The organism is Micromonospora rifamycinica (assembly GCF_900090265.1).
GTDB classification, from domain to species: Bacteria; Actinomycetota; Actinomycetes; order Mycobacteriales; family Micromonosporaceae; genus Micromonospora; species Micromonospora rifamycinica.
This window is the reverse complement of record NZ_LT607752.1, coordinates 3,770,329-3,796,053: the sequence shown is the minus strand read 5'-3', so window position 1 is coordinate 3,796,053 and position 25,725 is coordinate 3,770,329. Positions and strand designations below refer to the sequence as shown.

Annotated in this window: 19 protein-coding genes; 12 read left to right on the top strand and 7 right to left on the bottom strand. The window is 73.3% G+C overall.

Going from position 1 to position 25,725, the window contains the following annotated elements:
- The first annotated feature begins 9 nt into the window (after positions 1 to 9).
- The 4 genes from kdpB to GA0070623_RS15455 all read left to right on the top strand — a co-directional run bounded on the left by kdpB (position 10) and on the right by GA0070623_RS15455 (position 6,381).
- On the top strand, positions 10 to 2,196 hold the full coding sequence (gene kdpB / locus GA0070623_RS15470) for a potassium-transporting ATPase subunit KdpB (RefSeq protein ID WP_084261466.1): 2,187 nt from the start codon (positions 10 to 12) through the stop codon (positions 2,194 to 2,196).
- Positions 2,196 to 3,077 (top strand): potassium-transporting ATPase subunit C, encoded by an 882-nt coding sequence (locus GA0070623_RS15465; RefSeq protein WP_089004075.1) that lies wholly within the window; start codon positions 2,196 to 2,198, stop codon positions 3,075 to 3,077. The genes kdpB and GA0070623_RS15465 overlap by 1 nt, the downstream gene beginning before the upstream one ends.
- Positions 3,078 to 3,160: 83 nt before the next feature.
- Positions 3,161 to 5,701, top strand: coding sequence for a sensor histidine kinase (locus GA0070623_RS15460; protein WP_067312047.1), 2,541 nt, complete (start codon positions 3,161 to 3,163; stop codon positions 5,699 to 5,701).
- Positions 5,698 to 6,381 carry a response regulator gene (locus GA0070623_RS15455; protein WP_067312044.1) on the top strand — a complete coding sequence of 228 codons (684 nt, stop codon included), beginning with the start codon at positions 5,698 to 5,700 and terminating at the stop codon, positions 6,379 to 6,381. The genes GA0070623_RS15460 and GA0070623_RS15455 overlap by 4 nt, the downstream gene beginning before the upstream one ends.
- 137 nt (positions 6,382 to 6,518) lie before the next feature.
- Here GA0070623_RS15455 and GA0070623_RS15450 read toward each other — a convergent pair whose 3' ends face one another.
- Positions 6,519 to 6,908, bottom strand: a complete 390-nt coding sequence (locus tag GA0070623_RS15450; RefSeq protein ID WP_067312041.1) for a DUF1304 domain-containing protein — start codon at positions 6,906 to 6,908, stop codon at positions 6,519 to 6,521.
- A 135-nt stretch (positions 6,909 to 7,043) separates the two neighbouring features.
- Here GA0070623_RS15450 and GA0070623_RS15445 point away from each other — a divergent pair, with 135 nt between their 5' ends.
- Complete coding sequence (locus GA0070623_RS15445) at positions 7,044 to 8,258, top strand: PP2C family protein-serine/threonine phosphatase (protein ID WP_067312038.1); 1,215 nt, start codon at positions 7,044 to 7,046, stop codon at positions 8,256 to 8,258.
- Between the two features lie 47 nt (positions 8,259 to 8,305).
- Here GA0070623_RS15445 and GA0070623_RS15440 read toward each other — a convergent pair whose 3' ends face one another.
- Both GA0070623_RS15440 and GA0070623_RS15435 read right to left on the bottom strand, forming a co-directional pair.
- Positions 8,306 to 9,451: a hypothetical protein gene (locus GA0070623_RS15440; RefSeq protein WP_197699989.1), complete on the bottom strand. Its 1,146-nt coding sequence runs from the start codon at positions 9,449 to 9,451 to the stop codon at positions 8,306 to 8,308.
- A gap of 269 nt (positions 9,452 to 9,720) precedes the next feature.
- The gene (locus GA0070623_RS15435; protein WP_084261464.1) at positions 9,721 to 12,723 is read right to left on the bottom strand and encodes a family 16 glycoside hydrolase; all 3,003 of its coding nucleotides are present in this window, start codon (positions 12,721 to 12,723) and stop codon (positions 9,721 to 9,723) included.
- Positions 12,724 to 12,989: 266 nt separating this feature from the next.
- Between GA0070623_RS15435 and GA0070623_RS15430 the strand changes: the two genes are divergently transcribed.
- A complete protein-coding gene (locus GA0070623_RS15430; RefSeq protein WP_157517587.1) occupies positions 12,990 to 13,676 on the top strand; it encodes a DUF305 domain-containing protein in 687 nt (228 codons plus the stop codon).
- Positions 13,677 to 13,819: 143 nt separating this feature from the next.
- Here the strand turns inward: GA0070623_RS15430 and GA0070623_RS15425 are convergent, their stop codons facing one another.
- Entirely contained in the window at positions 13,820 to 16,369 is a 2,550-nt protein-coding gene (locus tag GA0070623_RS15425) for an FIMAH domain-containing protein (protein ID WP_197699988.1), read from the bottom strand.
- A gap of 456 nt (positions 16,370 to 16,825) precedes the next feature.
- Between GA0070623_RS15425 and GA0070623_RS15415 the strand changes: the two genes are divergently transcribed.
- Positions 16,826 to 17,173, top strand: coding sequence for an STAS domain-containing protein (locus GA0070623_RS15415; RefSeq protein WP_067314138.1), 348 nt, complete (start codon positions 16,826 to 16,828; stop codon positions 17,171 to 17,173).
- A gap of 6 nt (positions 17,174 to 17,179) precedes the next feature.
- Here GA0070623_RS15415 and GA0070623_RS15410 read toward each other — a convergent pair whose 3' ends face one another.
- Genes GA0070623_RS15410 through GA0070623_RS15400 form a run of 3 tightly spaced genes read right to left on the bottom strand, consistent with a single transcriptional unit; the run spans position 17,180 to position 19,658 of the window.
- Positions 17,180 to 18,427: a PP2C family protein-serine/threonine phosphatase gene (locus tag GA0070623_RS15410; protein WP_067314140.1), complete on the bottom strand. Its 1,248-nt coding sequence runs from the start codon at positions 18,425 to 18,427 to the stop codon at positions 17,180 to 17,182.
- Positions 18,428 to 18,473: 46 nt separating this feature from the next.
- Complete coding sequence (locus tag GA0070623_RS15405) at positions 18,474 to 19,025, bottom strand: hypothetical protein (RefSeq protein WP_067314142.1); 552 nt, start codon at positions 19,023 to 19,025, stop codon at positions 18,474 to 18,476.
- Between the two features lie 48 nt (positions 19,026 to 19,073).
- Positions 19,074 to 19,658, bottom strand: a complete 585-nt coding sequence (locus GA0070623_RS15400; protein ID WP_067314145.1) for a hypothetical protein — start codon at positions 19,656 to 19,658, stop codon at positions 19,074 to 19,076.
- An 88-nt stretch (positions 19,659 to 19,746) separates the two neighbouring features.
- Here GA0070623_RS15400 and GA0070623_RS15395 point away from each other — a divergent pair, with 88 nt between their 5' ends.
- The 5 genes from GA0070623_RS15395 to GA0070623_RS15375 all read left to right on the top strand — a co-directional run bounded on the left by GA0070623_RS15395 (position 19,747) and on the right by GA0070623_RS15375 (position 25,724).
- Positions 19,747 to 21,063 (top strand): efflux RND transporter periplasmic adaptor subunit, encoded by a 1,317-nt coding sequence (locus GA0070623_RS15395; RefSeq protein ID WP_157517640.1) that lies wholly within the window; start codon positions 19,747 to 19,749, stop codon positions 21,061 to 21,063.
- Positions 21,064 to 21,089: 26 nt separating this feature from the next.
- On the top strand, positions 21,090 to 21,746 hold the full coding sequence (locus tag GA0070623_RS15390; protein WP_067314154.1) for an ABC transporter ATP-binding protein: 657 nt from the start codon (positions 21,090 to 21,092) through the stop codon (positions 21,744 to 21,746).
- Positions 21,743 to 22,996, top strand: coding sequence for an ABC transporter permease (locus GA0070623_RS15385; RefSeq protein WP_089004074.1), 1,254 nt, complete (start codon positions 21,743 to 21,745; stop codon positions 22,994 to 22,996). The genes GA0070623_RS15390 and GA0070623_RS15385 overlap by 4 nt, the downstream gene beginning before the upstream one ends.
- Positions 22,997 to 23,555: 559 nt before the next feature.
- Positions 23,556 to 24,875 carry a cellulose binding domain-containing protein gene (locus GA0070623_RS15380; protein ID WP_067314150.1) on the top strand — a complete coding sequence of 440 codons (1,320 nt, stop codon included), beginning with the start codon at positions 23,556 to 23,558 and terminating at the stop codon, positions 24,873 to 24,875.
- 153 nt (positions 24,876 to 25,028) lie between these two features.
- Positions 25,029 to 25,724, top strand: coding sequence for a superoxide dismutase (locus tag GA0070623_RS15375; protein ID WP_231932374.1), 696 nt, complete (start codon positions 25,029 to 25,031; stop codon positions 25,722 to 25,724).
- Position 25,725: the final 1 nt, after the last annotated feature.

The window sequence follows — 25,725 nt, the reverse complement described above, 5'->3', positions numbered from 1 at the left end:
AACGAGGACATGTCCGTCGCGTCCGTGACCACCGACGACGACCGGCCCGCCGTCGACAACCCCGCCGTCGACAACCCCGCCCGCCGGGCCGGTGGCGGCCTGCTCGACCCTCGGCAACTGGTCAGGTCGCTGCCCGGGGCGCTGCGCAAGCTCGACCCGCGCACCCTGTGGCGCAGCCCGGTGCTGCTGATCGTGGCGATCGGCGCGGTCTTCACCACCGTCCTGGCCGTCGCCGACCCGTCGGTGTTCGGCTGGGCGATCACCGGCTGGCTCTGGCTCACCGTGATCTTCGCCAACCTCGCCGAGGCGGTCGCCGAGGGTCGGGGCAAGGCGCAGGCCGCCTCGCTGCGGCGGGCCAAGCGGGACACCATCGCCACCCGCCTGGTCGGCTGGGCACCGGGTGCCCGCGCCGACACCTACACCGACGAGGCGGTGCCCGCACCGGAGCTGCGGCAGGGGGACGTCGTCCTGGTGAGCGCCGGCGGGATCATCCCCGGCGACGGCGACGTCGTCGAGGGCATCGCCAGCGTCGACGAGTCCGCGATCACCGGCGAGTCCGCCCCGGTGATCCGGGAGTCCGGCGGCGACCGCAGCGCCGTCACCGGCGGCACCCGGGTGCTCTCCGACCGGATCGTCGTGCGGATCACCCAGCGGCCGGGGGAGAGCTTCATCGACCGGATGATCGCCCTGGTCGAGGGGGCCGACCGGCAGAAGACACCGAACGAGATCGCACTGAACATCCTGCTCGCCGCGCTCACCCTGATCTTCCTGCTGGCCGTGGTCACCCTCCAACCGCTGGCGATCTTCGCCAAGGGCTGGCAGGCCGCCGCCCCGGACACCGGGGCGGTCACCGGCACCGGGGTGACCGGGGTGGTGCTGGTGTCCCTGCTGGTCTGCCTGATCCCCACCACCATCGGCGCGCTGCTGTCGGCGATCGGTATCGCCGGGATGGACCGCCTCGTGCAGCGCAACGTGCTCGCGATGAGCGGCCGGGCGGTGGAGGCGGCGGGGGACGTCAGCACCCTGCTGCTCGACAAGACCGGCACGATCACCCTGGGCAACCGGCAGGCCACCGCGTTCCTGCCGGTCGAGGGGGTCACCGCCGGCGAGGTGGCCGCCGCCGCGCGGCTTTCCAGCCTCGCCGACGAGACGCCCGAGGGGCGGTCGGTGGTGTCGCTGGCCACGCGGGTCGACCCGGGTGCGCCGGAGCCGGACCCGCGGTCGTACGCCGACTTCGTGCCGTTCACCGCGCAGACCCGGATGAGCGGCGTCGACCTGACGCCACCGGCCGCGCCGGCCCGCCAGGTCCGCAAGGGCGCGGCGACGGCGGTGCTGGCCTGGGTACGGGAGCACGGCGGCGAGCCGGGCGGCGGGACCGACCGGATCGTCGACGGGATCAGCGGAGACGGCGGCACCCCGCTGGTGGTGGCCGAACACGTGGCCGGGGAGCCGGCCCGGGTGCTCGGCGTCATCCACCTCAAGGACGTGGTGAAGGCCGGGATGCGGGAGCGGTTCACCGAGCTGCGCCGGATGGGCATCCGGACCGTGATGATCACCGGCGACAACCCGCGTACCGCGCAGGCGATCGCCGACGAGGCCGGGGTGGACGACTTCCTCGCCGAGGCCACCCCGGAGGACAAGCTCGCCCTGATCCGCCGGGAACAGGAGGGTGGCCGGCTGGTCGCGATGACCGGGGACGGCACCAACGACGCCCCCGCCCTGGCCCAGGCCGACGTCGGCGTCGCGATGAACACCGGCACGTCGGCGGCGAAGGAGGCCGGCAACATGGTCGACCTGGACTCCGACCCGACCAAGCTGATCGAGATCGTCGAGATCGGCAAACAGTTGCTGATCACCCGGGGCGCGCTGACCACCTTCAGCATCGCCAACGACGTGGCGAAGTACTTCGCGATCATCCCGGCCATGTTCGCCGGCATCTACCCGGCTCTGGACACGCTGAACGTCATGCGGCTGGCCAGCCCGGAATCGGCGATCCTGTCCGCCGTCATCTTCAACGCCCTGGTCATCGTCGCGCTCATCCCGCTGGCCCTGCGCGGCGTGCGGTACCGGCCGGCCGCCGCGTCGACGCTGCTCGGCCGCAACCTGCTGGTCTACGGCGTCGGCGGCCTCGTCGCGCCGTTCCTCGGCATCAAGCTCATCGACCTGCTCGTCCAGTACGTCCCGGGGATCTCGTGATGCGTCTACCCGCCTGGCTCGCCCAACACCTCGCCGCCCTGCGTGCCCTGCTCGTCTTCACCGCGCTGCTCGGCGTCGCCTACCCGCTCACCCTGGTCGCCGTCGGTCGGCTCCCCGGCCTCGACGCGAAGGCGGACGGTTCGCTGCTGACCGTGGACGGCCGCAGCGTCGGCAGCGCCCTGGTCGGGCAGTCCTTCACCGACGCCGACGGCAACCCCGTCCCGCGCTACTTCCAGTCCCGCCCCTCGGCGGCCGGCGACGGCTACGACCCGACCGCCTCCGCCGCCTCGAACCTCGGCCCGGAGAGCGTGCTGGACACCCTCGCCGTCGACCCGGAGGACTCGACCCGGAGCCTGCTCAGCCAGGTCTGCGCCCGCAGCCTGGCGGTCGGTGCCCTCGACGGCGTGGACGGCCGGCGGCCGTACTGCACGCCGGACGGGGTGGGGGCGGTGCTGGCGGTGTTCCGCGCCGACGGGCTGACCGGCCCGGTCACCCGGGTGGTCAGCGTCAACCAGACCGCCCCGGCCACCCCGTTCGTCTCCTCCTGGCTGGGGGTGCCGGTGGAGCTGGCGCAGCCCGGCGAGGACTACCGGGCGGCCGGTGGACTGGTCACCCCGGTCCGGGGGGACGCCCCGGAGCACCCCGCCGTCCCCGCCGACGCGGTCACCGCCAGCGGCAGCGGCCTCGACCCGCACATCAGTCCGGCGTACGCCGGGATCCAGGTGGCCCGGGTGGCGCGGGAGCGGGGCATGGACCCGGCGGTGGTCCGGCGGCTGGTCCGGGAGCACACCACCGGTCGGACGCTCGGCTTCATGGGCGCCCCCGCGGTGAACGTGCTGGAGCTGAACCTGGCCCTCGACCGGAACCTTGCCGTCCGCTGACCCCGCTGCCGGCACCCCCGCCCCGGGGGTGCCGGCCCGGCGGTCGCGCCCCGGGGCGGTACGCCTAGCGAGAGGATGGTCCCGTGCCCCGAGGTGAACTGCGTATCTACCTGGGTGCCGCCCCCGGTGTCGGCAAGACGTACGCCATGCTGGAGGAGGCCCGACGGCGTGCCGAACGCGGCACCGACGTGGTGATCGGCCTGGTGGAGACGCACGGTCGACCACACACCGCCGCGATGATCGGCGACCTGCCGGTGCTGCCCCGCCGCACGCTGCTGCACCGGGGCACCGAGTTCACCGAGCTGGACCTCGACGCCGTGCTGGCCCGCCGCCCGGAGCTGGTCGTGGTCGACGAGCTGGCCCACACCAACGTGCCCGGCTCCCGGCACGACAAGCGCTGGCAGGACGTCCAGGAGCTGCTCGACGCGGGCATCTCGGTGCTGTCGACGGTCAACGTCCAGCACCTGGAGTCGATCAACGACGTGGTGGCCCGGATCACCGGCACCACCCAGCGGGAGACCGTCCCCGACGCCGTCGTCCGCGCCGCCGGGCAGGTCGAACTGGTCGACATGACCCCGGAGGCGCTACGCCGCCGGATGGCGCACGGCAACATCTACCGGCCGGACCGGATCGACGCGGCGCTGGGCAACTACTTCCGGGTCGGCAACCTCACCGCACTCCGCGAGCTGGCCCTGCTCTGGCTGGCCGACAAGGTCGACGACCAGCTCGACCGGTACCGGGCGCAGCAGGGCATCTCGGCCACCTGGGAGGCCCGGGAACGGGTCGTGGTCGCCCTCACCGGCGGCCCGGAGGGGGAGACGCTGATCCGCCGGGCCGCCCGGATCGCCGCCCGGAGCAAGGGGGCCGACCTGCTCGCCGTGCACGTGGCCCGTAACGACGGGTTGACCGGCGTGGACCCGGCCCAGCTCGCCCGGCAGCGGGTCCTGGTGGAGAGCCTCGGCGGCAGCTACCACCAGGTGCTCGGCGGGGACGTGCCGGCCGCGCTGCTCGACTTCGCCCGGGGCGTCAACGCCACCCAGCTGGTGCTCGGGGCGAGCCGGCGCGGCCGGTTCGCCCAGCTGTTCGCCCGGGGCGTCGGCGTCACCACCACGGCCCGCTCCGGGGCGATCGACGTGCACCTGGTCACCCATCCGCAGGCCGGGCGGGGCCGGCGCGGGGCCGGGGTGCCGGCCGCGCTGTCCCGTCGGCGTCGACTGCTCGGGTTCGCCCTGGCCGGGCTGGGCCTGCCGCTGCTCACCCTGCTGCTGTCGGTGCTGCCGGACCTCACCCTGACCAACGACATCCTGATCTTCCTGGCCGGGGTGGTCGGGGTGGCGCTGGTCGGTGGGCTGTGGCCGGCGCTGGTCGCCGCGCTCGGCGGATCGTTGCTGCTGAACTGGTTCTTCACCCCGCCGTACCGCACGCTGACCATCGCCGAGGCGGACAACCTGCTCGCGCTGGGCGTCTTCGTCGCGGTGGCGGTCGCGGTGAGCGGGGTGGTGGACGTGGCGGCCCGGCGTACCCGGGAGGCGGCCCGCGCCGCCGCCGACGCGCAGACCCTGGCCACCGTCGCCGGCAGCGTGCTGCGCGGCGAACGACCGCTGCCGGCGCTGCTGGACCGGCTGCGGGAGACCTTCGCGCTGCGCGCGGTCAGCGTGCTGGAACTCGACCCCGACGCGCGGGGGCGGCCCGGCCGGATCCACGAGGAGGGCGCCTGGCGTCGGGTCGCCGGTGTCGGCGTGGACCCGGCGGGCAGCCCCGGCGCGGGGGAGACCACGGTACCGGTCGACGACCGGCTGACCGTGGTGCTCAGCGGTCGGCGGCTGGAGGCCGCCGACCGGCGCATCGTCGAGGCGTTCGCCGCCCAGGCCGCCGTCGCGCTGCGCCAGGAACGGCTCGCCGAGGAGGCGGCCACCGCCCGCCCGCTCGCCGAGGCCGACCGGCTGCGCACCGCGCTGCTCGCCGCCGTCAGCCACGACCTGCGTACCCCGCTGGCCTCGGCGAAGGCGGCGGTGAGCAGCCTGCGCAGCCCGGACGTCGAGTTCGACCCGGAGGACCGGGCCGAGTTGTTGGCCACCGCCGACGAGTCGCTGGACCGGCTCGGCCGGCTGGTGGCGAACCTGCTCGACATGAGCCGGTTGCAGGCCGGCGCGCTGGGGGTCACCCGCACCGCGATCGGCCTGGAGGACGCCGTACCGCTGGCCCTGGACGAGTTGGGACCGGCCGCCGCCGACGTGCGGACCGACATCCCCGCCGCCCTGCCGGCGGTCGACGCCGACCCGGGGCTGTTGGAACGGGTGCTGGTCAACATCGTTGCGAACGCCCTGCGGCACAGCCCGCCGGGACGACCGCCCACGATCACCGCCAGCACCCACGCCGGGCAGGTGGAGCTACGGGTCATCGACACCGGTCCCGGCATCCCCGAGGACCGCTGGGAGCATGTCTTCCTGCCGTTCCAGCGGCTCGGTGACCGGGACAACCAGACCGGGGTGGGGCTCGGGCTCGCGCTGTCCCGGGGGCTGGCCGAGGCGATGGGTGGCAGCATCACCCCGGAGACCACCCCCGGCGGGGGGTTGACCATGGTGCTGCGGCTGCCCGCCGCCGACGAGAGGCCGGACCGGTGACCCGCATCCTGGTCGTCGACGACGAACCGCAGATCCTCCGCGCGCTGCGGATCAACCTGCGCGCCCGGGGGTACGACGTCGAGGTCGCCGGGACCGGCACGGCCGCGCTGAAGGCCGCCGCCGGCCACCCACCGGACCTGGTGGTGCTCGACCTCGGCCTGCCCGACCTGGACGGCGTCGAGGTCATCCGGGGCCTGCGCGGCTGGACCACGATCCCGGTCATCGTGCTCTCCGGCCGGGCCGGCAGCGCGGACAAGGTCGCCGCCCTCGACGCCGGTGCCGACGACTACGTGACCAAGCCGTTCGGGATCGACGAACTCCTCGCCCGGATCCGCGCCGTCACCCGTCGGCTCACCGCCGCGCCGGTCGACGCCACCGCCGTGGCCCGGGTGGGACGGCACACCGTCGACCTCGCCGCCCGTACCGTCGTGCGCGACGACGGCGTCGAGGTCCGGCTCACCCCGACCCAGTGGGCGGTGCTGGAGCGGCTGCTGCGCCACCCCGGGAAGCTGATCAGCCAGCGCCAGCTCCTGCACGAGGTGTGGGGGCCGGAGTACCAGCAGGAGACCAACTACCTGCGGCAGTACCTGGCGCAGCTGCGGCGCAAGCTGGAGGACGACCCGGCCCGGCCCCGGCACCTGGTCACCGAGCCGGGCATGGGCTACCGCTACCGCCCCTGACCGGCGTGGCCCGCCGGCTCGGTCGTGCTCTGCCGGCTCGCTCGCAGGCCCGCCGGCTCAGCCGTCGGCCCGCCGGCTCAGGCTGGCCCTGTCGTCGGCCCGCCGGCTCAGGCTGGCCCTGTCGTCGGCCCGCCGGCTCAGCGGAGGACGAGGCCGATCGCCAGGGCGACGACGGCGAGCAGCGGGGGGACGAGCTGCTTGAGCGCGGCGCTGGCCTTCGACGGTGCCGAGACCAGCAGCACCAGCCCGGCGGCGACCATCGACCCGGCGCCGACGAAGACCAGGGTCGCGCCGACGGTGTGCGCGCCCACGGCGTACGCGACGATGCCGACGACGACCGCGACGGCCAGGAACAGGTTGTAGAAGCCCTGGTTGAAGGCGAGCTGCCGGGTCACCTCCGCCTCCTCGCGGCTGGTGCCGAAGACCGCGCGGGCGCGGGCGCTGGTCCAGACGACCGACTCCAGGAAGAAGATGTAGACGTGGATGAGGCCGGCGACGCCGGCCAGGACGAGCCCTGTGACGACCACGACCCTGCCTCCTCGGTTCGCGCGGAACGGAGATGTCCGCCACCGTCATTCTTCCTGTCCGCCGTGCCCCGAATCAGGTGGTGGCGGGTTTCCCGTGCGCCTCCTACGGTGGGGGAGACGTGGGGGAGGTTCAGGTTGCTCGACGCGGGTGACGCGGTGCGTTGGCTCCAGCTCACCGCACCCCGCGGCGGGCCGGACGACCTGCCCCTGCTGGTGAACCGGGCCGCGCCGGCCCTGGCGGCCACCGAGATCGTGATCTACCTGGCGGACTACCAGCAGGCCAGCCTCGTTCCGCTGCTCGGTGCCGGTCTCGACCGCGGGGAGCTGTCGATCGAGACGACCCTCGCCGGTCGGGCGTTCACCGGTCTCGACGTGCAGCGGGCGGCCGACAGCCCGGACCGGGTCTGGGTGCCGCTGCTCGTAGGGTGCGAGCGGATGGGTGTGCTGGAGATCGTCTCGCCGGCCGCCGGGGAGCGGGCCATCGACGGGCCGGCCTGGGAGCTGGCGACCTGCGTGGGGCAACTGGTGGTGAACCGCCGGCCGTACGGCGACGTGGTCGAGCGGCTGCGGCGTCGGCTACCGATGCAGGTCGCCGCCGAGATCGTCTGGGGCCTGCTGCCCCCGCTGACCTTCGCCACCGAGGACACGGTGCTCACCACCATCCTCGAACCGTGCTACGACGTCGGCGGCGACATCTTCGACTACGCGCTCAACGGCGACGTGCTCAGTATCGGGCTGTTCGACACCTGCGGGCACGGCATCAGGGCGAGCACCCTGGCCTCACTCGTGGTCAGCGCCTACCGCAACGCCCGCCGGTGCGGCCTCGACCTGGTCGACACGGCCCTGAGCATCGACAAGTGGGTACGCTCGGAGCATCCGCACCTGTTCGCCACGGCGCTCCTGGTCGAGCTGGAGCGCAGCACCGGCCGGCTCCGGGTGATCAACGCGGGGCACCCGGGAGCCCTGCTGCTGCGGGACGGCAAGGCGATCCGGGAGCTGCCCGGCCCGACCGCGCTCCCGCTCGGCCTGGGCCACCTGGCGACCCGCCGCCCCGAGGTGTACGAGGAGGAGCTGCACCCCGGGGACCGCATCCTCGCCTACACCGACGGCGTCACCGACGCGCGGGGCGGCGACGGGGAACGGTTCGGGTTGAAGCGGCTGGTCGACTTCGTCAACCGTGCCCTCAACGACCAACTCGCCACCCCGGAGACGATGCGTCGGCTGGTCCGCGCGGTGGTCGCCTACCAGGAGGGACAGCTCGACGACGATGCGACGGCGCTGCTGCTGGAGTGGCGTCCGCCGCGTGCGCCGCTGCCCCACCTGGACGGGCACCCGACCCCGGGCTTCTGAACCGACCGTCGCGCGGGGCGGGGCCGACCGGCCACCGGGGAGGCGGGTCACCCGGCCGGGCCGTGCCCGCCGTCCCGATGGCCCGGGCGGGGCAGCGGCACCGGATCGGTCCGCGGGGGTCGGTCGGGCTCGGGGAGCCGGAGCAGGCGGTACATGGCGCGCCGCAGCAGCCCCGCGGCAGCGCCTGGACGGGCCGTCAACGCGCCCATCACCGCCGTCCGGTCGACCTCGCCGGCCAGGGCGAGCTGGGGCAGCAGGGGCTGCTGCGGGTCCAGGCGGGCCGCGTGGAGGGCGAGCACGTGTTGGGGCGTGCCGGGGGCGGGTGCCGCCTCCGGTCCGGGGAGCAGCAGGGTCCGGCGTCCGACGGCGGCGGCGTAGGCGGTGACGGAACCGTGATCGCCGATGACGTGGTCGGCGGCGATCACCGCTACCCGCCAGTCCTCGGCCGGCTCGGGCAGTAGCAACCCGACGTCGAGGCTGTCCCGGAGCCAGGCGCGGAGCTGACGGGTTCCGTGGGCGGCCCAGATCGCCGGGTGTAACAGCGCGGCGACCCGGTACCGGTCGGCCGGGAGCTGTGTCGTCAGCCGTGTCAGCAGGTCGGGCCAGCGGCCGAAGCTGCCGTTCCGGCCCCAGGTGGAGGCGACCACCACGAGTTCCTGCTGTTCGTCCAGCCCGACGGCCCGTCGGTAGTCCGGGCGTCGGGGGAGGCTGGCGACGAGCCGGTCGACGCAGGGGTCACCGACGACCACCGCCGTCCCGACCGCCTCCGGACACTGCCGGCGAAGCACCGCCACCTCGGCGTCGTGGGCGAGGGCGAGGACCGCCGGGATCACCCGCCCGTCGTGGGTGAGCCGTTGCGCGTCGAGGCCGTACACGGGTGCGTCGGCGGGTGGGGATCCGCCGTCCGGGACGGATCGCACCCGTTTGCCGTGCCCGGCTCCGTGCGCCATCAGCAGTAGGGGCGCGTGGAGCTGGTGCAGCCCGCCGTAGGCGGCGGCGAGGCCGAGGTCGAAGCGTTCCCGGACGGCCTGCTGCCACGGCAGGACGAGCGCGCCGAGCCTGTCGAGAAGCTGTTCCATTTGGTGGTTGAAGACGTCCGGCGCCACCGTGAAGACCACCTGCACCCGGGGGTCGCTCTCGACGTACCCGATGACGTCCAGCAGCCGGTGGCAGCTCGCAACGGTGTGGGTCACGACGAGGACCGTCCGGCAACCCGACCGGCTCACCCACCGGTCGGCGTCGATGCCGACGGGGGCGGGGGACCACTCCCCGGACGTCATGGCACCCCTCTCCACTGTCCTATCCGGACGGTACCTGGTGCGGGCGTCACACTGGTGGTCCGGGTCTCCGGTGCGGTGGGTCCGCCGGTCGCGGTGGATGTCGTCACGACGGGCCGGCCGGGGCTGCGCCGCGACGCGGCCGGGACCGCCGTGACGGTCCCGGCCGCGTCTCCTGCCCGGGGTCACCCGTCGAGGGGCTTGATCCAGATGTTGCGGTACCGGACCGGGTTGCCGTGGTCCTGGAGCCGGATCGCGCCGGCCGCCGGACCCTCCGGCCGGCTGCCGCCGGTCGGGCCGAGGATCTCCACGTCGTCGTGCACGGTGACGCCGTTCCACACCACGGTGACCCGGGGGTTGGCCACCTTGACGCCGGCCGCGTCGTAGCGCGCCTGGCGGTACTCGATGTCGTACGTCTGCCAGGTCTGCGGCGGTCGGGCCGCGTTCACGTCGGGCGCCTTCTGGGTGTAGATGGCGGCGGCGTCGTTGTTCTGCGGCGGGTCGACGCCGAACGAGTCGAGCACCTGGATCTCGTAGCGGTCCTGGAGGTAGACGCCGCTGTTGGCGCGCTGCTGGCCGGTCACCTCCGGCGGGTAGAGCGGCAGGTTGAACTCGACGTGCAGCCGGAAGTCGCCGAACGCCTGCACGGTCCGCAGGTCGCCGCCCTGGACGGTCATGGTGTTGCCGTCGCGGGTCCACTCCGGTTCGCGCCCGTCGGTGTGCTGCCACTCGGTGAGGTCGCCGCCGTCGAACAGGGTGATCCGTTCCCCGCGTGGCCGGACGGCGAGCACGTCCAGGTTGACGTGCCCGGAGTCGGCGCTCTCCTTGCGGTACTCGACGATGTTGCGGCCCCGCCGCAGGTGTGCCCTGGTGGTGACGGTGCCCCACTCCTCCCAGGTGACGGTGGAGGGGAAGACGGTCTGCTCTATCCGCTTGCCGTTGACGTACAGGCTGAGCTGTTTCGGGCCGGAGAACGGGTTCGGGCCGTTGCTGTAGCGCATGGCCAGGTCGTGGTTGCCGGCCTCGGGGACGTCGACGGAGATCCGGGTCGACGCGCCATCGTCGGCGAACCCGGCGGCGAACCCGGCACCGGAGTAGGCGGCGTGGTCGGTGGCCATCCCGACGCCGACGGTGCGACCCTCCTCGGCCTCGAAGAAGGTCTGCGGCTGGGCAACCCGGCCGGGGATCTCGTTGAGGGTGTACCAGGCCTCGGTGTTCCACAGCTGCTCGCCGTCGGCGGCGGAGAAGGGGCGCGGGGAGCGGACGTGCACCACCCGGTTCTCCTTCAGGCCCGGGATCCGCAGCCGGACGGTGCGACCGTTGGCCGCCAGCACCGCCCTGGTCACGGTGAGCTTCTCCAGGTCGAGCTTGGGACCGCCGTACTGGCTGGTCGCCCCGTAGCGCCACTGCGTCACCTGGTACGCCTCGGCGAGCCGCGCGGCGGTCTCGGCCGAGACCGGCTCGGTGTACTCCAGGTCGAACCCGTTGGCGGTGGCCCGCATCTGCTTGACCTCGAACGTCGAGGTGCCGTTGGGGGTGAGCTTCTGCAGGCCGTAGCTGAGTTTGCCCTCCTGGCCCCAGTTGCCGCCGGCCCCCACGCCGCCCACGTAGACCGCGCCGTCGGGGCCGAGGGTGACCTCGTTGACGCCGGCCTCCAGGCCCTGCGTGTGCCGGAACACCGCCCCCTGATACTGCCCCTCCACCTCGTCGAGGTAGACCCGTTGCAGGCCGCCGTAGGTGACGTCGCCGACGACGAGCTGACCGGCGTACGGCCCCTGCGCGAGCAGCACGGGGGTGGACGGCGAGTTGCCGACCTCGTTCTGCGGCAGCCAGACGATCGGTCGGGTCACCGGCTTGTCGTCGAACGGCCCGTCGGGGCTGGTGTAGTGGTTGAAGAAGGCTCCCTGCCGGATCTGGACCAGCTTGGACGCGGGCAGCCAGCCGCCCTGGTTGTCGGTGACGAGGACCTCGCCGCGCGGCCCCCAGCCGATCCCGTTCGGGGTACGCAGCCCGCCGGCCAGGTAGGTGATCTTGCCGGTCCGGGCGTTGACCTTGATCGAGGTGCCCCGGTTCGGTGCGGGCTGCGGCACGGTGGTGGCGCCGCCCTGGTTGATCGCGACCGACAGGTTGAGGTGGAAGAACCCGTCCCGGTAGAGCAGGCCGAAGGCGAACTCGTGGAAGTTGCCGCCCCACGGCCAGGTGGCGACCGTACACCGGTCGTCGGCGACGCCGTCGCCGTCGGTGTCGCGCAGCGCGGTCAGCTCGTGCTTCTGGCTGACGTAGACGGTGCCGTCGACCACGGCGACGCCCTGCGGCTCGCGCAGCCCGTCGGCGAACCTGCGGTAGGTCACCCGGTCGGGGCCGGTCGCACCGGTGGCCCCCTCGACCAGGTAGATCTCGCCGGTGGCGTTGTCGGTGCCACCCCAGGTGCTCAGCACCAGAGTGCCGTCGGGGCGGAACGCCATCCCGGTGACCTGCGGCCGGAACCCGTCGGGGCGCAGGTCGGTCAGGGTGTAGCCGGGGTGCACCCGGTCGAGCGGCAGGCCGTCGCCGGCCGAGTCGGTGGCTCCCTCGCAGTACTTCCAGCCCGGGGCGGTGACCCGGACGACCCCGGCGTCGGTGCTCAACGCGGAGGTCGGCACCAGGGTGAAGCCGGCGGCCCCCGGTGGCCGCCATTCCAGCCGCAGCACCTGGCCGCCCCCGTCGTCGAAGTGCTCGACGCGCAACGGGTGCAGGCCGGCGGTGAGGGTGGCCGACCCCTCCTCGGCGGTCTCACCGTGCAACCCGTCGTGGTCGACGACGACCGTGTCGCCGATGGTCAGCCGGGAGCCGTCGTCGCTGGTGAGGCGGAAGGCGTAGCTGCCGTCCACGGGTACGGCGAGGTTGCCGGTGACGTGGGTGACGAACCGGTCGGCGAGCCCGAAGTCCTCGGTGCTGGTCCAGTTGATCTGCGGCATGAGCTTGTCGACGTTCGGGGTCTGTGCGGGCTTGAGGGTGCACAGTGCCGACAGCGGGGTGCCCATGTCGTACGCGCGCAGGGTGACGCCGGGTTCCTGCGGTGGGACGTCGGCGGCGGGTGCGGCGGTGGCCGGGGTGACGGAGGCGCTGGCGAGGACGGTCGCCAGGGCGGTGCCGGCGGCCACGAGGACGGGTCGGGGACGCCAGCGCCGACGGTGCGGGGTGGTCACGGTGCCTCCTGTGGGTGGGGCCTGGCCCGGCCGGGAGGGACCGCGCCACTGTTTTCCGGTGGTGCTCCGGTGTGGAACTCGTCACATCGAAGATTGATCGCAGACCCTAGCACTTTTGATCGATTCGGGGAAACTTTTCGATGCAGTGACAAAAGTGGCCCGGGGTGGGCCGGATCGCACCGGCTCGTGGGCTGGTGGGTGGGCCGCGTTTCAGGCACTATGCCCATGGACTATGCGCAGCTCAAGCCCGGACTGGTAGGTGAATCGTGCCGCTGCCCCGTCGCGTGGTCGTTTCCGGTGTGGTCGCCACCGTCGTTCTCGGCTCGGTGGTGGGCGCGGTCCTCTGGGCGGGTCGGGACGACCCGGCGTACCAGCCGCCGACGTCGCGGGTGGTGCAGCCGGGAGCGCCCGGCCAGCCGGCCCGGGAACTGTCCGGCACCGACCTGTCGCAGCTCTCGCCGCCCGGGTTCACCGCGGCCGACAGCCTGTTCGTGCAGGGCATGATCCCGCACCACACGCAGGCCCTGGAGATGACCGCGCTGCTGGCCGGGCGGACCACCAGCCCGGACCTGACGCTGCTCGCCAAGCGGATCGAGGTGTCGCAGGGCGACGAGATCGCGCGGATGCGGCAGTGGCTCGCGGAGCGGAGCGTGCCGACCGCCGGTCCGCACGGAGGCGCGGCACACGGCGGCGGGGCGCACGACGCGCTGATGCCGGGGATGCTCACCCCCGCGCAGCTCGACCAGCTCAGGCAGGCGCGCGGCGCGGAGTTCGACCGGCTCTTCCTGACCGCGATGATCCGTCACCACCAGGGCGCGCTGTCCATGGTGGAGCAGCTCTACGCCACCGGTGGCGGGCTCGAACCGGCCAGCGACCAGTTCGCCCGCGAGGTCAACGCCGACCAGGGCATCGAGATCCAGCGGATGCAGCAGATGCTGGTCAAGCTCGGCTGACCGGGCCGCGGGCCCGCGCCCGCCCGGCGAGGGCCCCGGCGTCGGCCCGGGCCGGCTCGGCCGGGGAACGGCCGGGGCCTGCCCAACGGTGCTGGGCAGGCCCCGGGTTCAGGGGTTCCGGCGGCCCGGTCGGGCCGGGCGGCTCACCTGTCGAACTGGTCGATCAGCGCCTGGGCGTCGCGGACCAGCAGGGTGCGCGCCCCGACGGCGTTCAGCGCGCGGGCCTGGTCGAGGAAGGTGGTCAGGTGCCCGACCGCCTCCGCCGGCTGGCCTGCGGAGGCCGCCACGCCGGCCTTGCCGAGGCTGGTGGTCAGCTTGTCGGCGTTGCCCGCGCTGACGGTTCCGGCGGCCCGGTAACCGTCGACGAGCGCCTGGAGGTCGGCGAACGACGTCGTGGTGGTGAACGCGACGGACCGGGTGGTGGTGTTACCGGCCTTGTCCTTCGCGGTCACCACCAGGGTGTGACCGCCCAGCGGGAGGCTGGACAGGGCGACCGTCGCCCCCCGGGCCACCCGCTTGCCGTCCAGCAGTGCGCTGTCCGGGTTGATCCCCGGCCCGGCGCCGCCGTCGGTGACCGTCCAGTCCACCGTCACCGTGCCGGAGTCACCGTACGACGTCCCTCCGGTCAGCCCGGACACCTGCACGTCGGGCGCGGTCCGGTCGATCTTGAGCCACCGGCTGCCCTCCCGGGAGGTGTTGCCGGCGCCGTCGACCGCCCGGTACCGCACCGTGCCCTTGACCTCGGCGTCGATCGTCGCGACCCCGCTGGCCGGCACGTCCACCCAGGTCACGCCGTCGTCGACGGAGTACTGGCCGGTCCAGAGGCCGGCGGGCAGGCCGGTCAGGGTGAGCGTGACGGGACCGGTGTACCAGCCGTTGCTACCGGTCGGCTCGGCCGGGCCGACCGTGGCCGCGACCCGGGGGTTGAAGGTGTCCGCCAGGTCCACCAGGGCCTGTCGGAGCGTCCGGTGCGGTGCGGTGTCCAGCCTGTCGGCCAGCGTCCGCAGCTGCTCCTCGGCGGCGAACCGCCTGCCGGCGGCGGCGAACTCGCCGGCCCGGCGCAGGACCGTGTCGACCTCGATGCTCAGCGCCGGGTCGATCGCACCGGCCCGGACGAGCTGGTCGAGGTACGCGCGGGCGAGCGCGAAACTCGGCGTCCAGGTGATCCTGGGCTGGCCCTGGGCGTTGAACCCGGCCAGCTTCACCTGGGCGGCGGCCTCGATCTCGGCCGCCGACAGGTGTGCGCTGGGGGTCAGCGCGAACACGTCGAGGCCACGGGCGATCTCGTTGCCGTAGAGGTTGCCGTTGTACCAGTACGCCGACCAGAAGCCGCCCAGCACGAGCGAGGTCGGGCTGACCGGCCCCCGGTCGAAGTACGCGATCTCGCGCGGGTGCTTCGAGTCGGTGAAGTCGAACACCGAGATGCCGCCCTGGTACCAGGCCTGCACCATGACGTCGCGGCCGGGCACCGGGATCAGCGAGCCGTTGTGCGCGACGCAGTTCTCCTGGAGCGACTGCGGCACCGGCAGCTTGTAGTAGCTGGCGAAGGTCAGCTTCCGGTCGACGACGTCGAAGATGGCGTTGGCGCCCCACTGCGGCAGGTCGGTGTCCCGGCAACGTGCCCCGCTGCCACCGCCCCACTCGTCGGTGAAGATCACCTTGGTGCCGTCGTTGTTGAACGTCGCCGAGTGCCAGTACGCGAAGTTCGGGTCGGCCACCTCGTCGATCCGTTTCGGGTTCGCCGGATCCGAGATGTCGATCAGGATGCCGTTGCCCTGGCACGCGCCGGCCGCCAGCCCGATCTCGGGGTACGCGGTGATGTCGTGGCAGGCGTTGGTGTTCGGCGTCGGCGACCAGGTGGACCCGGACGGGTGGCGGGGCGTCACCGGGCCGTTCTGGAGCCCGTCGACCCGACCGGTGACGGGATCCTGGAACAGCCTCGGCTGGTTCACCACGGCGGCGTCCTGCGGAGCCGCCAGCGGCACCTTGATGACGTCGATCCGCCACCGCGACGGGTTCTCCCCGTCGGCGGCGTTGTTGTTGCAACCCTCCATCGTGGTCGCCGGGCGGACCGAGGTGGTGCCGGAGACGTAGACGTAGATGTTGGCGGCGTCGCGGGGGTCGGTCACCACCGTGTGCGTGTGCGAGCCACGGCAGAGCTGTACGGCTGCCACCTGCGTCGGGTTGCGCACATCGGTGATGTCGAAGACCCGGACGCCCTGGAACCGGGTGCCGACGTTGGGGTTGGTGCCGCAGTCGACCCGGCCGCGGGTCTCCTCGACCGACATGAAGAGCAGGTTGCCGTGGACGGAGAGGTCACCCTGCCCGCCCGGGCACACCACGCTGGTGACCAGCGTCGGTTCGGCCGGGTCGGCCACGTCGGTGACGGTGAACCCGTTGTAGTTGCCCTGGAAGACGTACCGGCCGCCGAAGGCGAGGTCCGAGTTGTAGTACCCGCCGTTGCCCGGGTTGGTCGGGTCGACGAACCCGGCCGGCTTGTCGCGGTGCGCCACCTGCTCCAGGTTGCTGATCGCGGACTGGGCGTCGAGCCAGCCCGCGCCGAGGCCGACGCGCGGGTCGGGCTCCGCGGCCGAGGCCGTGCCGGGGACCGCGCCGACCAGGAGCAGCCCGGCGGCTATCAGGCCGAGGGACCGCCGACCCCGGCGGACCCTGGGGGATGAGGGATTTGTCATGTATCGCCTTCCGATCGAAGGACCAGCTGTGACGTCCACATCGGGGGAAATCGCGTCACGTGAGATGGACCGTACCGACGATCAGTCGCTGGTCAAGACACGCATGTGAGTTATGTGCATGTTTGCGCGGCAAGCCCGGCGCAGTTTTCGCCGGACGATCGCGCAGCTCACGACAGTCGTAGGAGCCGACGGCCCGTTCCTTACGCCACTCGTCGGGACGCCGCCGTCACCCGTCGGGCCGCCGGCACCAGTCGGGCCGCCGTCACCCGTCGGGCCGCCGCCGTCACCCGTCGGGCCGCCGTCGGCAGCGCGTCGGGCCGCCGTCCGCCGGGGCCGGGCACCGCACCCCCGGGCGTCGGCCCGCCCGTCGCCGCGCGCTCCACGGCGGGATCTGGCACCGTGGGTACGGCATGCTGCGTCACCCGGACGTATCGGTACGCCAGATGGGGGGGTCACATGGAGTTCACGATGTCGACCCGGCAACAGGGCGCCGGCACGGTGGTGGAGATCGCCGGTGACCTGGACATGAGCACCACACCACAGTTACGGGAACGGTTACGCGAGGTGGTCGAGGGCGGGAACCGGGTGGTGGTGGTCGACCTGGCCGGCGTCGGGTTCATGGACTCCAGCGGCCTCGGCGCGCTCGTGGTCGCCTACCGGGACCTGCGGGAGCGCAACGGCTGGCTCGGGTTGGCCGGGGTCCGCCGGTCGGTCCGCACGGTGCTGTCGATCACCTCGGTCGACCAGGTCATCGGCATCTACGACACGGTACGGGACGCCGAGCGGGCGGCATCCGCTTCGTAGGGCACCTCACCGGGGCGGGGCGCTGGCCCGGCTGGTGTCGGCCCCGGCGGTGCTGCGGCGCGGGCCGTGGCCGTCGTACCAGTCGACGATCAGCAGGGTGGCGTCGTCGGCCAGCACCGGCCCGGCGATGGACAGCACCGCGTCGGACAGCGCCCGGACCGCCTCCCGGGGGTGCAGCCCGGCGATGTCGAGCAGGGCGGCGGGCAGGTCGAGGTCGGCGGCGTTGCGTTCCCGCATCCCGTCGGTGACCACGACCAGCCGGTCGCCGGGCCGCAGCAGGACCTCCCCGCTGCGGAAGCCCGCCTCGGGGAACATGCCCAGCGGAAAGTTGCCCGGCAGGTCCAGGGTCGTGGTCCGGCCGTCGCGGACCAGCATCGGCGGGACGTGCCCGGCGTTGAGCAGCTCGCAGCGCCCGGTCGGCAGGTCGATCCGGCCCAGCACGGCCGTCACGTACGCGCCCCGGACGTTGGCGTGCTCGGCGATGGCGCGGTTGGCCTCGTCGGCCTGCTCGACCAGGCCCAGGCCACGGCGGCGGGTGTTGCGCAGGCTGCCCACCCCGAGGGTGGCGGTCAACGCGCTGGCGACCCCGTGGCCCATCGCGTCGGTGACGCCGACGTGCAGCAGGTCCCGGTCCACGCTGTAGTCGAAGGTGTCACCGCCGACGCTCGCGGCCGGTTCGAGCCAGCCGGAGAGGGTGAACGCGCCGGCCTCGCAGGTGAACGCGGCGGGCAGCAGACGGCGTTGGATCTCGGCGGAGAGGGTGAACGGGGTGCTGCGCTGCCCCCACTCGAACAGGTCGGTGTGCCGCCGGTTGGCGATCACCACGAACGCCAGGGTGTGCGCGGTCCGGGTGACCCGGGCGATCACCCCGGCGTCCGGCTCGTCCGGCAGGTCGATCTCCAGCAGGCCGATGGCCTCCCCGCGTTCGGTCACGGGGGCGAGCAGTCGCCATCGACCGTCACCGGGCAGCACCCGGACGGCCTGCTGTCGTACCGCCTGCTCGTAGGGGCCGCCGTCGAAGGGCAGCACCTCGGCGGACTCGTCGCCCTGGAGCCGGCCGGGGCCGTCGGTGGACGGCTGGTGGGTCAGCCGGACCAGCGCCCGGCCGCTGAGATCGGCGACCAGCAGCGAGACACCGAGGGCGTGCAACGTCGCGGCGATGGCCCCGGTGACCGCCTCGACCGCTTCGACGGGCGCGGCGTCCTCGGCCGATTGCAGCATCTCGGCCAGTACGGCCTGCTCGCTGTCCTCCACCCGTCGAGCATAGGCACCCCGCGTGCCGGTCGCCGGACGGGCCGTTTCAGCGGCGGGCGAGGGCGGACTCCAACCGGCGGATCAGCGTCTTGCGCCCCTTGCCGCCGCGCTCGGCGCGCAGTGCCGCCCTGAGCTGGGCGGTGTCCAGATCGCGGACGTGCCGGACGGCCTCGGCGACGGGCAGCTCGGTGAGCGACCCGGCCGGTCCGGCGGCCCGGCGGGCGCGGCTGGCCGGCCCGGTGTTGGCGACGTACTGCCGGCCGGATCTCGAACCCCGGCGCTTCTTGGCGTCGGTCGCGCGTCGCTGCTGCGGGGTGAGCCGGTTCCAGGCCCGGTCGGGCAGGTAACGGTCGGTCTCACCGTCGTGGCGGGCGCGGGTGGTGCCCTGTCTGGTCCGCCACTTCTGCTCGCCCCACCGCCGCAGGGACTGCTGGCGATCGTCGCGTGGCCCCTGGTAACCACCGCCGCGCTGCTGGTACTCCCTGGTCAGCAACTGCGACTTGCGCGCCGACCACTGGCCCGGCCGGCCGCCCCGGTCGCCCGCCCTGATCTCTTCCTTCAGCTGTTCCCGCAGCTCGGGTTTCGTGTACCGCGCCATGGGCGCGGGATACCCGGGGTGCCCGGCCCTACTCACCGGCGGCCGGTGCTATCGACTGAACGCCTCCCGGCGGCACGCCGTCATCTTCGGCGACTGGAAGTCACCGTTCGGGCCGACCTCGGTGATGCCGAACTCGCCGTCCTCGTCGGGCGTGGTGAGCCGGTAACCAGCCTTCTTGGCGCACTCATACCACTGGCGCTGGTTGTCGCGGAAGGTGGCGTTGTCCGTACGCTTCTGGCGTTCCTCGAAGAACTCCGGTTCCTGGGCGCGGCACGCCGCCCGTACCAGCTTCGCCTTCGGGTCGTGCTGGCTCTCCCGCCAGATGACGCTGCGGCCGTCGGGGTAGCCGGGACCGCCCTCCCGCGCCACGCACTCGCTCCACACCTTCCGCAGCGCCTCGATCTCGTCGGTGGTCGCGTCGAGGCGGATCAGCGGGCGCTGGTCCTCGACGGAACGGGCCGGTGCGCCCGAGGTGGCGGCCGGGCTGCGCAGCGAGGCGACCCCGGAACCGTCGGCCGGTGGGCCGCCGGAGCGGTCGTCGCCGTCCCCGGTGGAGCAGCCCCCGAGCAGGAAGCCGGCCACGAGCAGGGGCACGGCGAGGCGACGGGTCCTGGTGACGAGCGAGTTCGACATGCGGGTCAGGTTCGTGGCGCGATGTCAGGAACCTGTGTGGATCCGGAATCCTGACAGGTTCCTGAAGAACTCCGGCCACGCTGTCGGCGTGTCAGCAGAACAGCCACCAGCGCAGAGCCCCCGACGCCGCATCGGCCGACGGGTCGTCGTCCCGGCGGTGCTGGTCCTGATGGTGTCGGCCGTCGGGGCCGGGGTCGTCTGGGCCGTCCACCGTGTCCCGCCGGAATCGTCGACGCGTCCGCCGGTCGCGGTGGAGACCGTGGCCGTCGTCCGGACCGACCTCTCCGCCACCGTGTCACTGACCGGCACCCTCGGCTACGGCCGGGCGGCACCGGTGAAGGGCGGCCGGAGCGGGACGGTCACCTGGCTGCCGGAGGCCGGGACGACGGTCAGCCGGGGCCGGCAGCTCTACCGGGTCGACGACCAACCGGTGCCGCTGTTCTACGGCGGCATGCCGTTCTACCGCGATCTGGCCGAGCCCGGCACGGTGGGCCGCGACGTGCGGATCGTCGCGACGAACCTCAAGGCGCTGGGCTACGAGATCGGCAGCCAGCCCGCTCCGGGGGAGAAGGTCCACCGTCCCGCCGCGCCGGGAAAGCCGACGGCACCGCCGGAGAAGCCGGCGTCGGGGGCGGGGGCGGGGAAATCGACGGCACCGTCGGGGAAGTCGACGGCGGGGTCGGGGAGGCCGGCGTCCGGGGCGGGCGGTCCGGCGGCGGACGCCACGCCGACCGTGGGCGGCACGGCGGCGACGGGCCGGCCCACGGTCGTCGTCCGCAAGGGGGACGGCGTCCTGACCGGATCGTTGATCCGGGCCGTCAAACGCTGGCAGCGGGACGCCGAGCTGCCGGTGACCGGCCGGATCGCGGTCGGTGACGTCGCCGTGCTGCCCGGCGCGGTACGGGTGGACAGCGTCACCGCCCTGCGGGGGGACGACGCCGCCACGCCGTTGCTGACCGTCACGCCCACCGCGAAGGTGATCACCGTGCTGGCCGGGGCCACCGAGGCCGGCACGATCCAGCGGGGCGACCAGGTGACGGTGACGCTGCCCGGGGACGAGACGGTGGACGGCTCGGTCTCCGCCGTCAGCACGACGGTGCAGCAGGACGGCGAGGCGGCCGGCCCGGGCGGGGCCGCACCGAAGCGGGCGGTGACGGTGACCGTGGACGACGACCTGGCCGGGATCGACGCCGCCGACGTGCAGGTCGACCTGGCCGGTGAGACGCGGTCGGGCGTGCTCGCCGTACCGGTCGGCGCGCTGGTGGCCCTCAGCGAGGGTGGTTACGCCCTGCAACTGACCGACGGCCGGCTCGTCGCCGTCACCACCGGCATGTTCGCCAAGGGGATGGTGGAGGTCAGCGGGGACGGCCTCAGCGAGGACCTGCGGGTGGTGACCACCTCGTGACCGTGCTGGCCGTACGCGACGCCACCATGAGCTATCCCGGCGGGGTCACCGCGCTGGCGGGCGTCTCGCTCGACATCGCCGAGGGCGAGATGCTGGCCATCGTCGGGCCGTCCGGCTCCGGCAAGTCGACCCTGCTCAACATCATGGGCACCCTGGACCGGCCGACCTCCGGCACCGTGCACCTGGGCGGGCTCGACGTCGCCGGGCTCTCCGACCGGCAGCTCTCCGCGCTGCGCGGGCGCTGGCTGGGCTTCGTCTTCCAGCAGTTCCACCTCACCGCCGGGCTCACCGCCGCCGAGAACGTGGCCACCGGTCTGCTCTATGCCGGGGTGCCCCGCCGGCACCGTCGGCCGCTGGCCCTCGCGGCGCTCGACCGGGTCGGCCTGGCGCACCGGGTCACCCACCTGCCGCACCAGCTCTCCGGCGGGGAACGGCAGCGGGTGGCGATCGCCCGCGCGCTGGTCCACCAGCCCGCTCTCCTGCTCGCCGACGAGCCCACCGGCGCCCTGGACACCCGTACCGGCCAGACCGTCCTGGAGCTGCTGTACCGGCTGCACGCGGAGGGCACCACCCTCGCCGTCATCACCCACGACCGGGACATCGCCGCCCGGCTGCCCCGCCGGATCGAGATGCGCGACGGCAGCCTGGTCGCCGACTCCGGCCCGGTGGGGAGACCCCGATGACCGGACCCACCGAGGCGGGTACGCGGGCGCACCCGCGTACCGCGCTCGCCGCCGCCCGGCCGGTCCGGCTGGCCGTGACCGACCTGCTCGGCCTGGGGCTGCTGGGCATCCGCACCCGGCGGACCCGGGCCGCGCTGTCCGCCCTCGGCATCGCCATCGGGATCGCCACCATGATCGTGGTCACCGGCATCCCCGCCTCCAGCCAGGCCCAGCTGATGCGGGAACTCTCCGCGCTCGGCACGAACCTGCTCCAGGTGAACGCGCTGCCCGACCAGGATCCACCGGCGCTGCTGCCGGCCGAGTCGCCCGGCATGGTCCGTCGGATCGGCCCGGTGACCAGCGTCAGTGCGGTCGCCAACACGCACGTCCTGATCCGCCGCTCCGACCGTACCGACCCGGGTGACGGCTCCGGCCTGACGGTGCTGGCCAGCCAGCTCGACCTGCTCCCGGTCATCAACGCCCGGGTCGAGCACGGCAGCTGGCTCACCCCGGCCACCGCCCGCTTCCCCACCGTGGTGCTCGGCTCGGTGGCGGCGACCCGGCTGGGCGTGCTCGACGTGTCCCCGGGGGACGGCCCCGGCCAGCAGGTGATGATCGGTGACCGGTGGTTCACCGTCGTCGGCATCCTGGCCGCCGTACCCCTGCTCCCGGAGATCGACCGGTCCGTCCTGGTCGGCTGGCCGGCCGCGCAGGCCGAACTGGGCTTCGACGGGCACCCCACCGTGCTGTACGTCCGCTCCCTGGAGCCCGCGGTGGAGCAGGTCCGGGCGGTGCTGCCGGAGACGGTGAGCCCGCAGCGCCCGGCCGACGTGCTGGTCAGCCGCCCCTCGGACGCCCTGGCCGCGAAACGCGCCACGGAGAACGCCTTCTCCGCGCTCTTCCTCGCCCTCGCCGGGGTGGCGCTGCTGGTGGGCGGGATCGGGGTGGCCAACACCATGGTCATCTCGGTGCTCGAACGGCGGTCCGAGATCGGGCTGCGGCGGGCGCTCGGGGCGAACCGGGGCCAGATCCGGGGCCAGTTCCTCACCGAGTCGGTGGCCCTGGCGACGCTGGGCGGCGTCGTCGGGACGCTGCTCGGGCTGGCGGGCACCGTGGCCTACGCCGGGTACCACCACTGGCCGGTGGTGGTGCCGCTCTCCTCGACGCTGGCCGGTCTGGGCGGTGCCGTGCTGGTGGGCGTGGTGGCCGGCGTGTACCCGTCGATGCGCGCCGCCGCGCTGCCGCCGACCGAAGCGCTCGCCAGCGTCTGAGGAGTGCCCCGCACCGGGCGACCAGCCGGGTCCGGCGGGTGGCGTCACGGTCCGTCCCGACCGGGTGCGGATTTCGCAAAGTTGCGGGTTCAGCAATCGATACTTTCGACGCGATGTGGTCGGCTTCCGAGGGCTGCCGTGCTGGTCGGGGCGGTCATGGCATGTCGGGGGGCGGTTCGGGAGTTGCGAAACCGGTGCCCCGGCGGGCTACCGACGCCGCTCGCCCGGTTGAGTATGTTATCGATAACCTGCTATCTTTCGCCGCGGGAGCGAAGGGCACGCTTCCCGTCGCCTCAGTCAAGCGGCAGCGGCATCCGAGGGCACCCCCTCCCGCCGTGCCGCCGGTCGGCGACCAGTCCGGGCCGCCCCACCGAGCCGCCGTGCCGCCTGCGCCGAACGGGCGCGTCCGCCTATCCGAGTCGACTCGCCGACCGCGAGGAGACGAGGTGCGAGCCGTCATCCGCACCCGACTGCCCCCGCGGGGCGCAGCCGGCACCCGTCGGGTCGACCTCGCCACCACCACCACTGGGACAGAAGACCCATGGCAAGGAGCCAAGCAATGGTGAAACACAGACAGCTACTTCCCACCATCGCCGCCGCGGCCGTCCTCCTCGCGGCGACCGTCGGCGGCGCGCTGAACGGCGGCCTGTCCGCGACGGCGGAGGCCGCGACGAACGGCACCCTCGCGGCGACCGCGGGCTGCGGCAAGGCCCCCACCCTGACCAACGGGACGCGCACCATCTCCAGCAGCGGCCAGAACCGCAGCTACATCCTGCGGATCCCGGACGGCTACGACCGCAACCGCCAGTACCGGCTGGTCGTCGGCTTCCACTGGTTGAACGGCTCGGCCCAGAACGTCTCCTCGGCCGGCTACTACGGCCTGCTGCCGCTGTCGAACAACAGCACGATCTTCGTCGCCCCCCAGGGGATCGACGCCGGCTGGGCCAACACCAACGGCCGGGACCTGACCCTGTTCGACGACATCACCCGGCAGGTCGAGAACGACCTGTGCGTCGACACCACCCAGCGGTTCGTGCTGGGCTGGAGCTACGGCGGGGCGATGAGCTACGCGGTGGCCTGCGCCCGGCCCACCGTCGTCCGCGCGGTCGCCGTGCTCTCCGGCGCGCAGCTGAGCGGCTGCAACGGCGGCACCCAGCCGGTCCCCTACTTCGGCATCCACGGCACCCACGACAGTGTGCTGAACATCTCGATGGGCCGGTCCCTGCGGGACACGTTCGTCCGGAACAACGGCTGCACCGCGCAGAGCCCGCGCGAACCGGGCCTGAACACCTTCACCCACATCACCACCACCTACTCGGGTTGCCGCTCCGGCTACCCGGTGCAGTGGGCCGCGTTCGACGGGGACCACACCCCCAGCCCGGTCGACGGGTCGGGCAGCCCCAACGACTCCCGGACCTGGACGTCGGGGGAGATCTGGCGCTTCTTCAGCCAGTTCCAGTCGACCACGCCGCCCACCACGGCCCCGCCGACGACTCCGCCGCCGACCACGCCCCCGCCCACCACGGCTCCGCCGACCACTCCGCCGCCGACCACCCCGCCGCCCACCAGCGGACCGGGCGGCTGCACCGCCACCTACAAGGCGGTCAACAGTTGGCCCGGCGGCTTCCAGGGTGAGGTCACCGTGGCCAACACCAGCAGCAGCGCCATCCGGGGCTGGACCGTGGGCCTGAGCCTGGCCAGCGGCCAGGCGATCAGCAGCGTCTGGAACGGGGTCAACACCGGCAGCACCGGTAACGTGACCGTCCGCAACGCCGACTACAACGGCGCCCTGGCGGCCAACGCCTCGACCACGTTCGGGTTCACCGCCACCGGCAACGGCACCCCGCCGCCCGGCAACATCACCTGCGCCGTCTCCTGACCCTGGGAGCCACGAGGACCCGGAGCCGACCGGCTCCGGGTCCTCGTGTCGTCGAGCGTGTCGCCGTTCGCACCGGCGTGGGCGTCGAGCCATCCGTACGGGGTGTGGCGGATCTTATTGCCAAGTATTGGCAACTGCGGAATACTGGCATCAGTGGCGGGTGCCCGGGCCTGCGATGATCCGACCTGGCCCGAGTGCCCGCCCCGCCGTGACCCCGATCCCGAGGAGCTGCTGGTGGGTCTCTACTCGTTGCCTGACATGCCCTACGACTACGGTGCGCTGGAGCCCGCCATGTCCGGCGAGATCCTGGAGCTGCACCACGGCAAGCATCACGCGGCGTACGTCAAGGGCAGCAACGACGCCGTCGAGCAGCTCGCCGAAGCCCGCGACAAGGGTGACTTCGCGGCCCTGGTCGGGTTGGAGAAGACGTTCGCGTTCAACCTGTCCGGGCACGTGCTGCACTCCATCTTCTGGAACAACCTCTCCCCGGACGGCGGGGACCGTCCCGACGGCGAGCTGGCGGCGGCGATCGAGGAGTACTTCGGCGCGTTCGAGGGGTTCGCCGGGCAGTTGTCGGCGGCGACCAAGGGCGTGCAGGGCTCCGGCTGGGGCGTCCTCGCCTGGGAGCCGCTCGGTCAGCGGTTGATCGTCGAGCAGGTCTACGACCACCACGGCAACGTGGGGCAGGGCTCGACGCCGCTGCTGGTGTTCGACGCCTGGGAGCACGCCTACTACCTGCAGTACCGCAACGTCCGGCCGGACTACGTCGACCGGCTGTGGAACCTGGTCGACTGGACCGACGTCACTGCCCGCTTCGATGCGGCCCGCGCCGCCACGCCGAAGCTCTGAC

Bases quoted from the DNA above. Each gene is read 5' to 3' on its own strand.
- kdpB (WP_084261466.1), top strand. From the start codon at position 10: ATGTCCGTCGCGTCCGTGACCACCGACGACGACCGGCCCGCCGTCGAC.
- GA0070623_RS15465 (WP_089004075.1), top strand. From the start codon at position 2,196: ATGCGTCTACCCGCCTGGCTCGCCCAACACCTCGCCGCCCTGCGTGCC.
- GA0070623_RS15425 (WP_197699988.1), bottom strand. From the start codon at position 16,369: ATGACAAATCCCTCATCCCCCAGGGTCCGCCGGGGTCGGCGGTCCCTC.
- GA0070623_RS15415 (WP_067314138.1), top strand. From the start codon at position 16,826: ATGGAGTTCACGATGTCGACCCGGCAACAGGGCGCCGGCACGGTGGTG.
- GA0070623_RS15405 (WP_067314142.1), bottom strand. From the start codon at position 19,025: ATGGCGCGGTACACGAAACCCGAGCTGCGGGAACAGCTGAAGGAAGAG.
- GA0070623_RS15400 (WP_067314145.1), bottom strand. From the start codon at position 19,658: ATGTCGAACTCGCTCGTCACCAGGACCCGTCGCCTCGCCGTGCCCCTG.
- GA0070623_RS15390 (WP_067314154.1), top strand. From the start codon at position 21,090: ATGAGCTATCCCGGCGGGGTCACCGCGCTGGCGGGCGTCTCGCTCGAC.
- GA0070623_RS15385 (WP_089004074.1), top strand. From the start codon at position 21,743: ATGACCGGACCCACCGAGGCGGGTACGCGGGCGCACCCGCGTACCGCG.
- GA0070623_RS15380 (WP_067314150.1), top strand. From the start codon at position 23,556: ATGGTGAAACACAGACAGCTACTTCCCACCATCGCCGCCGCGGCCGTC.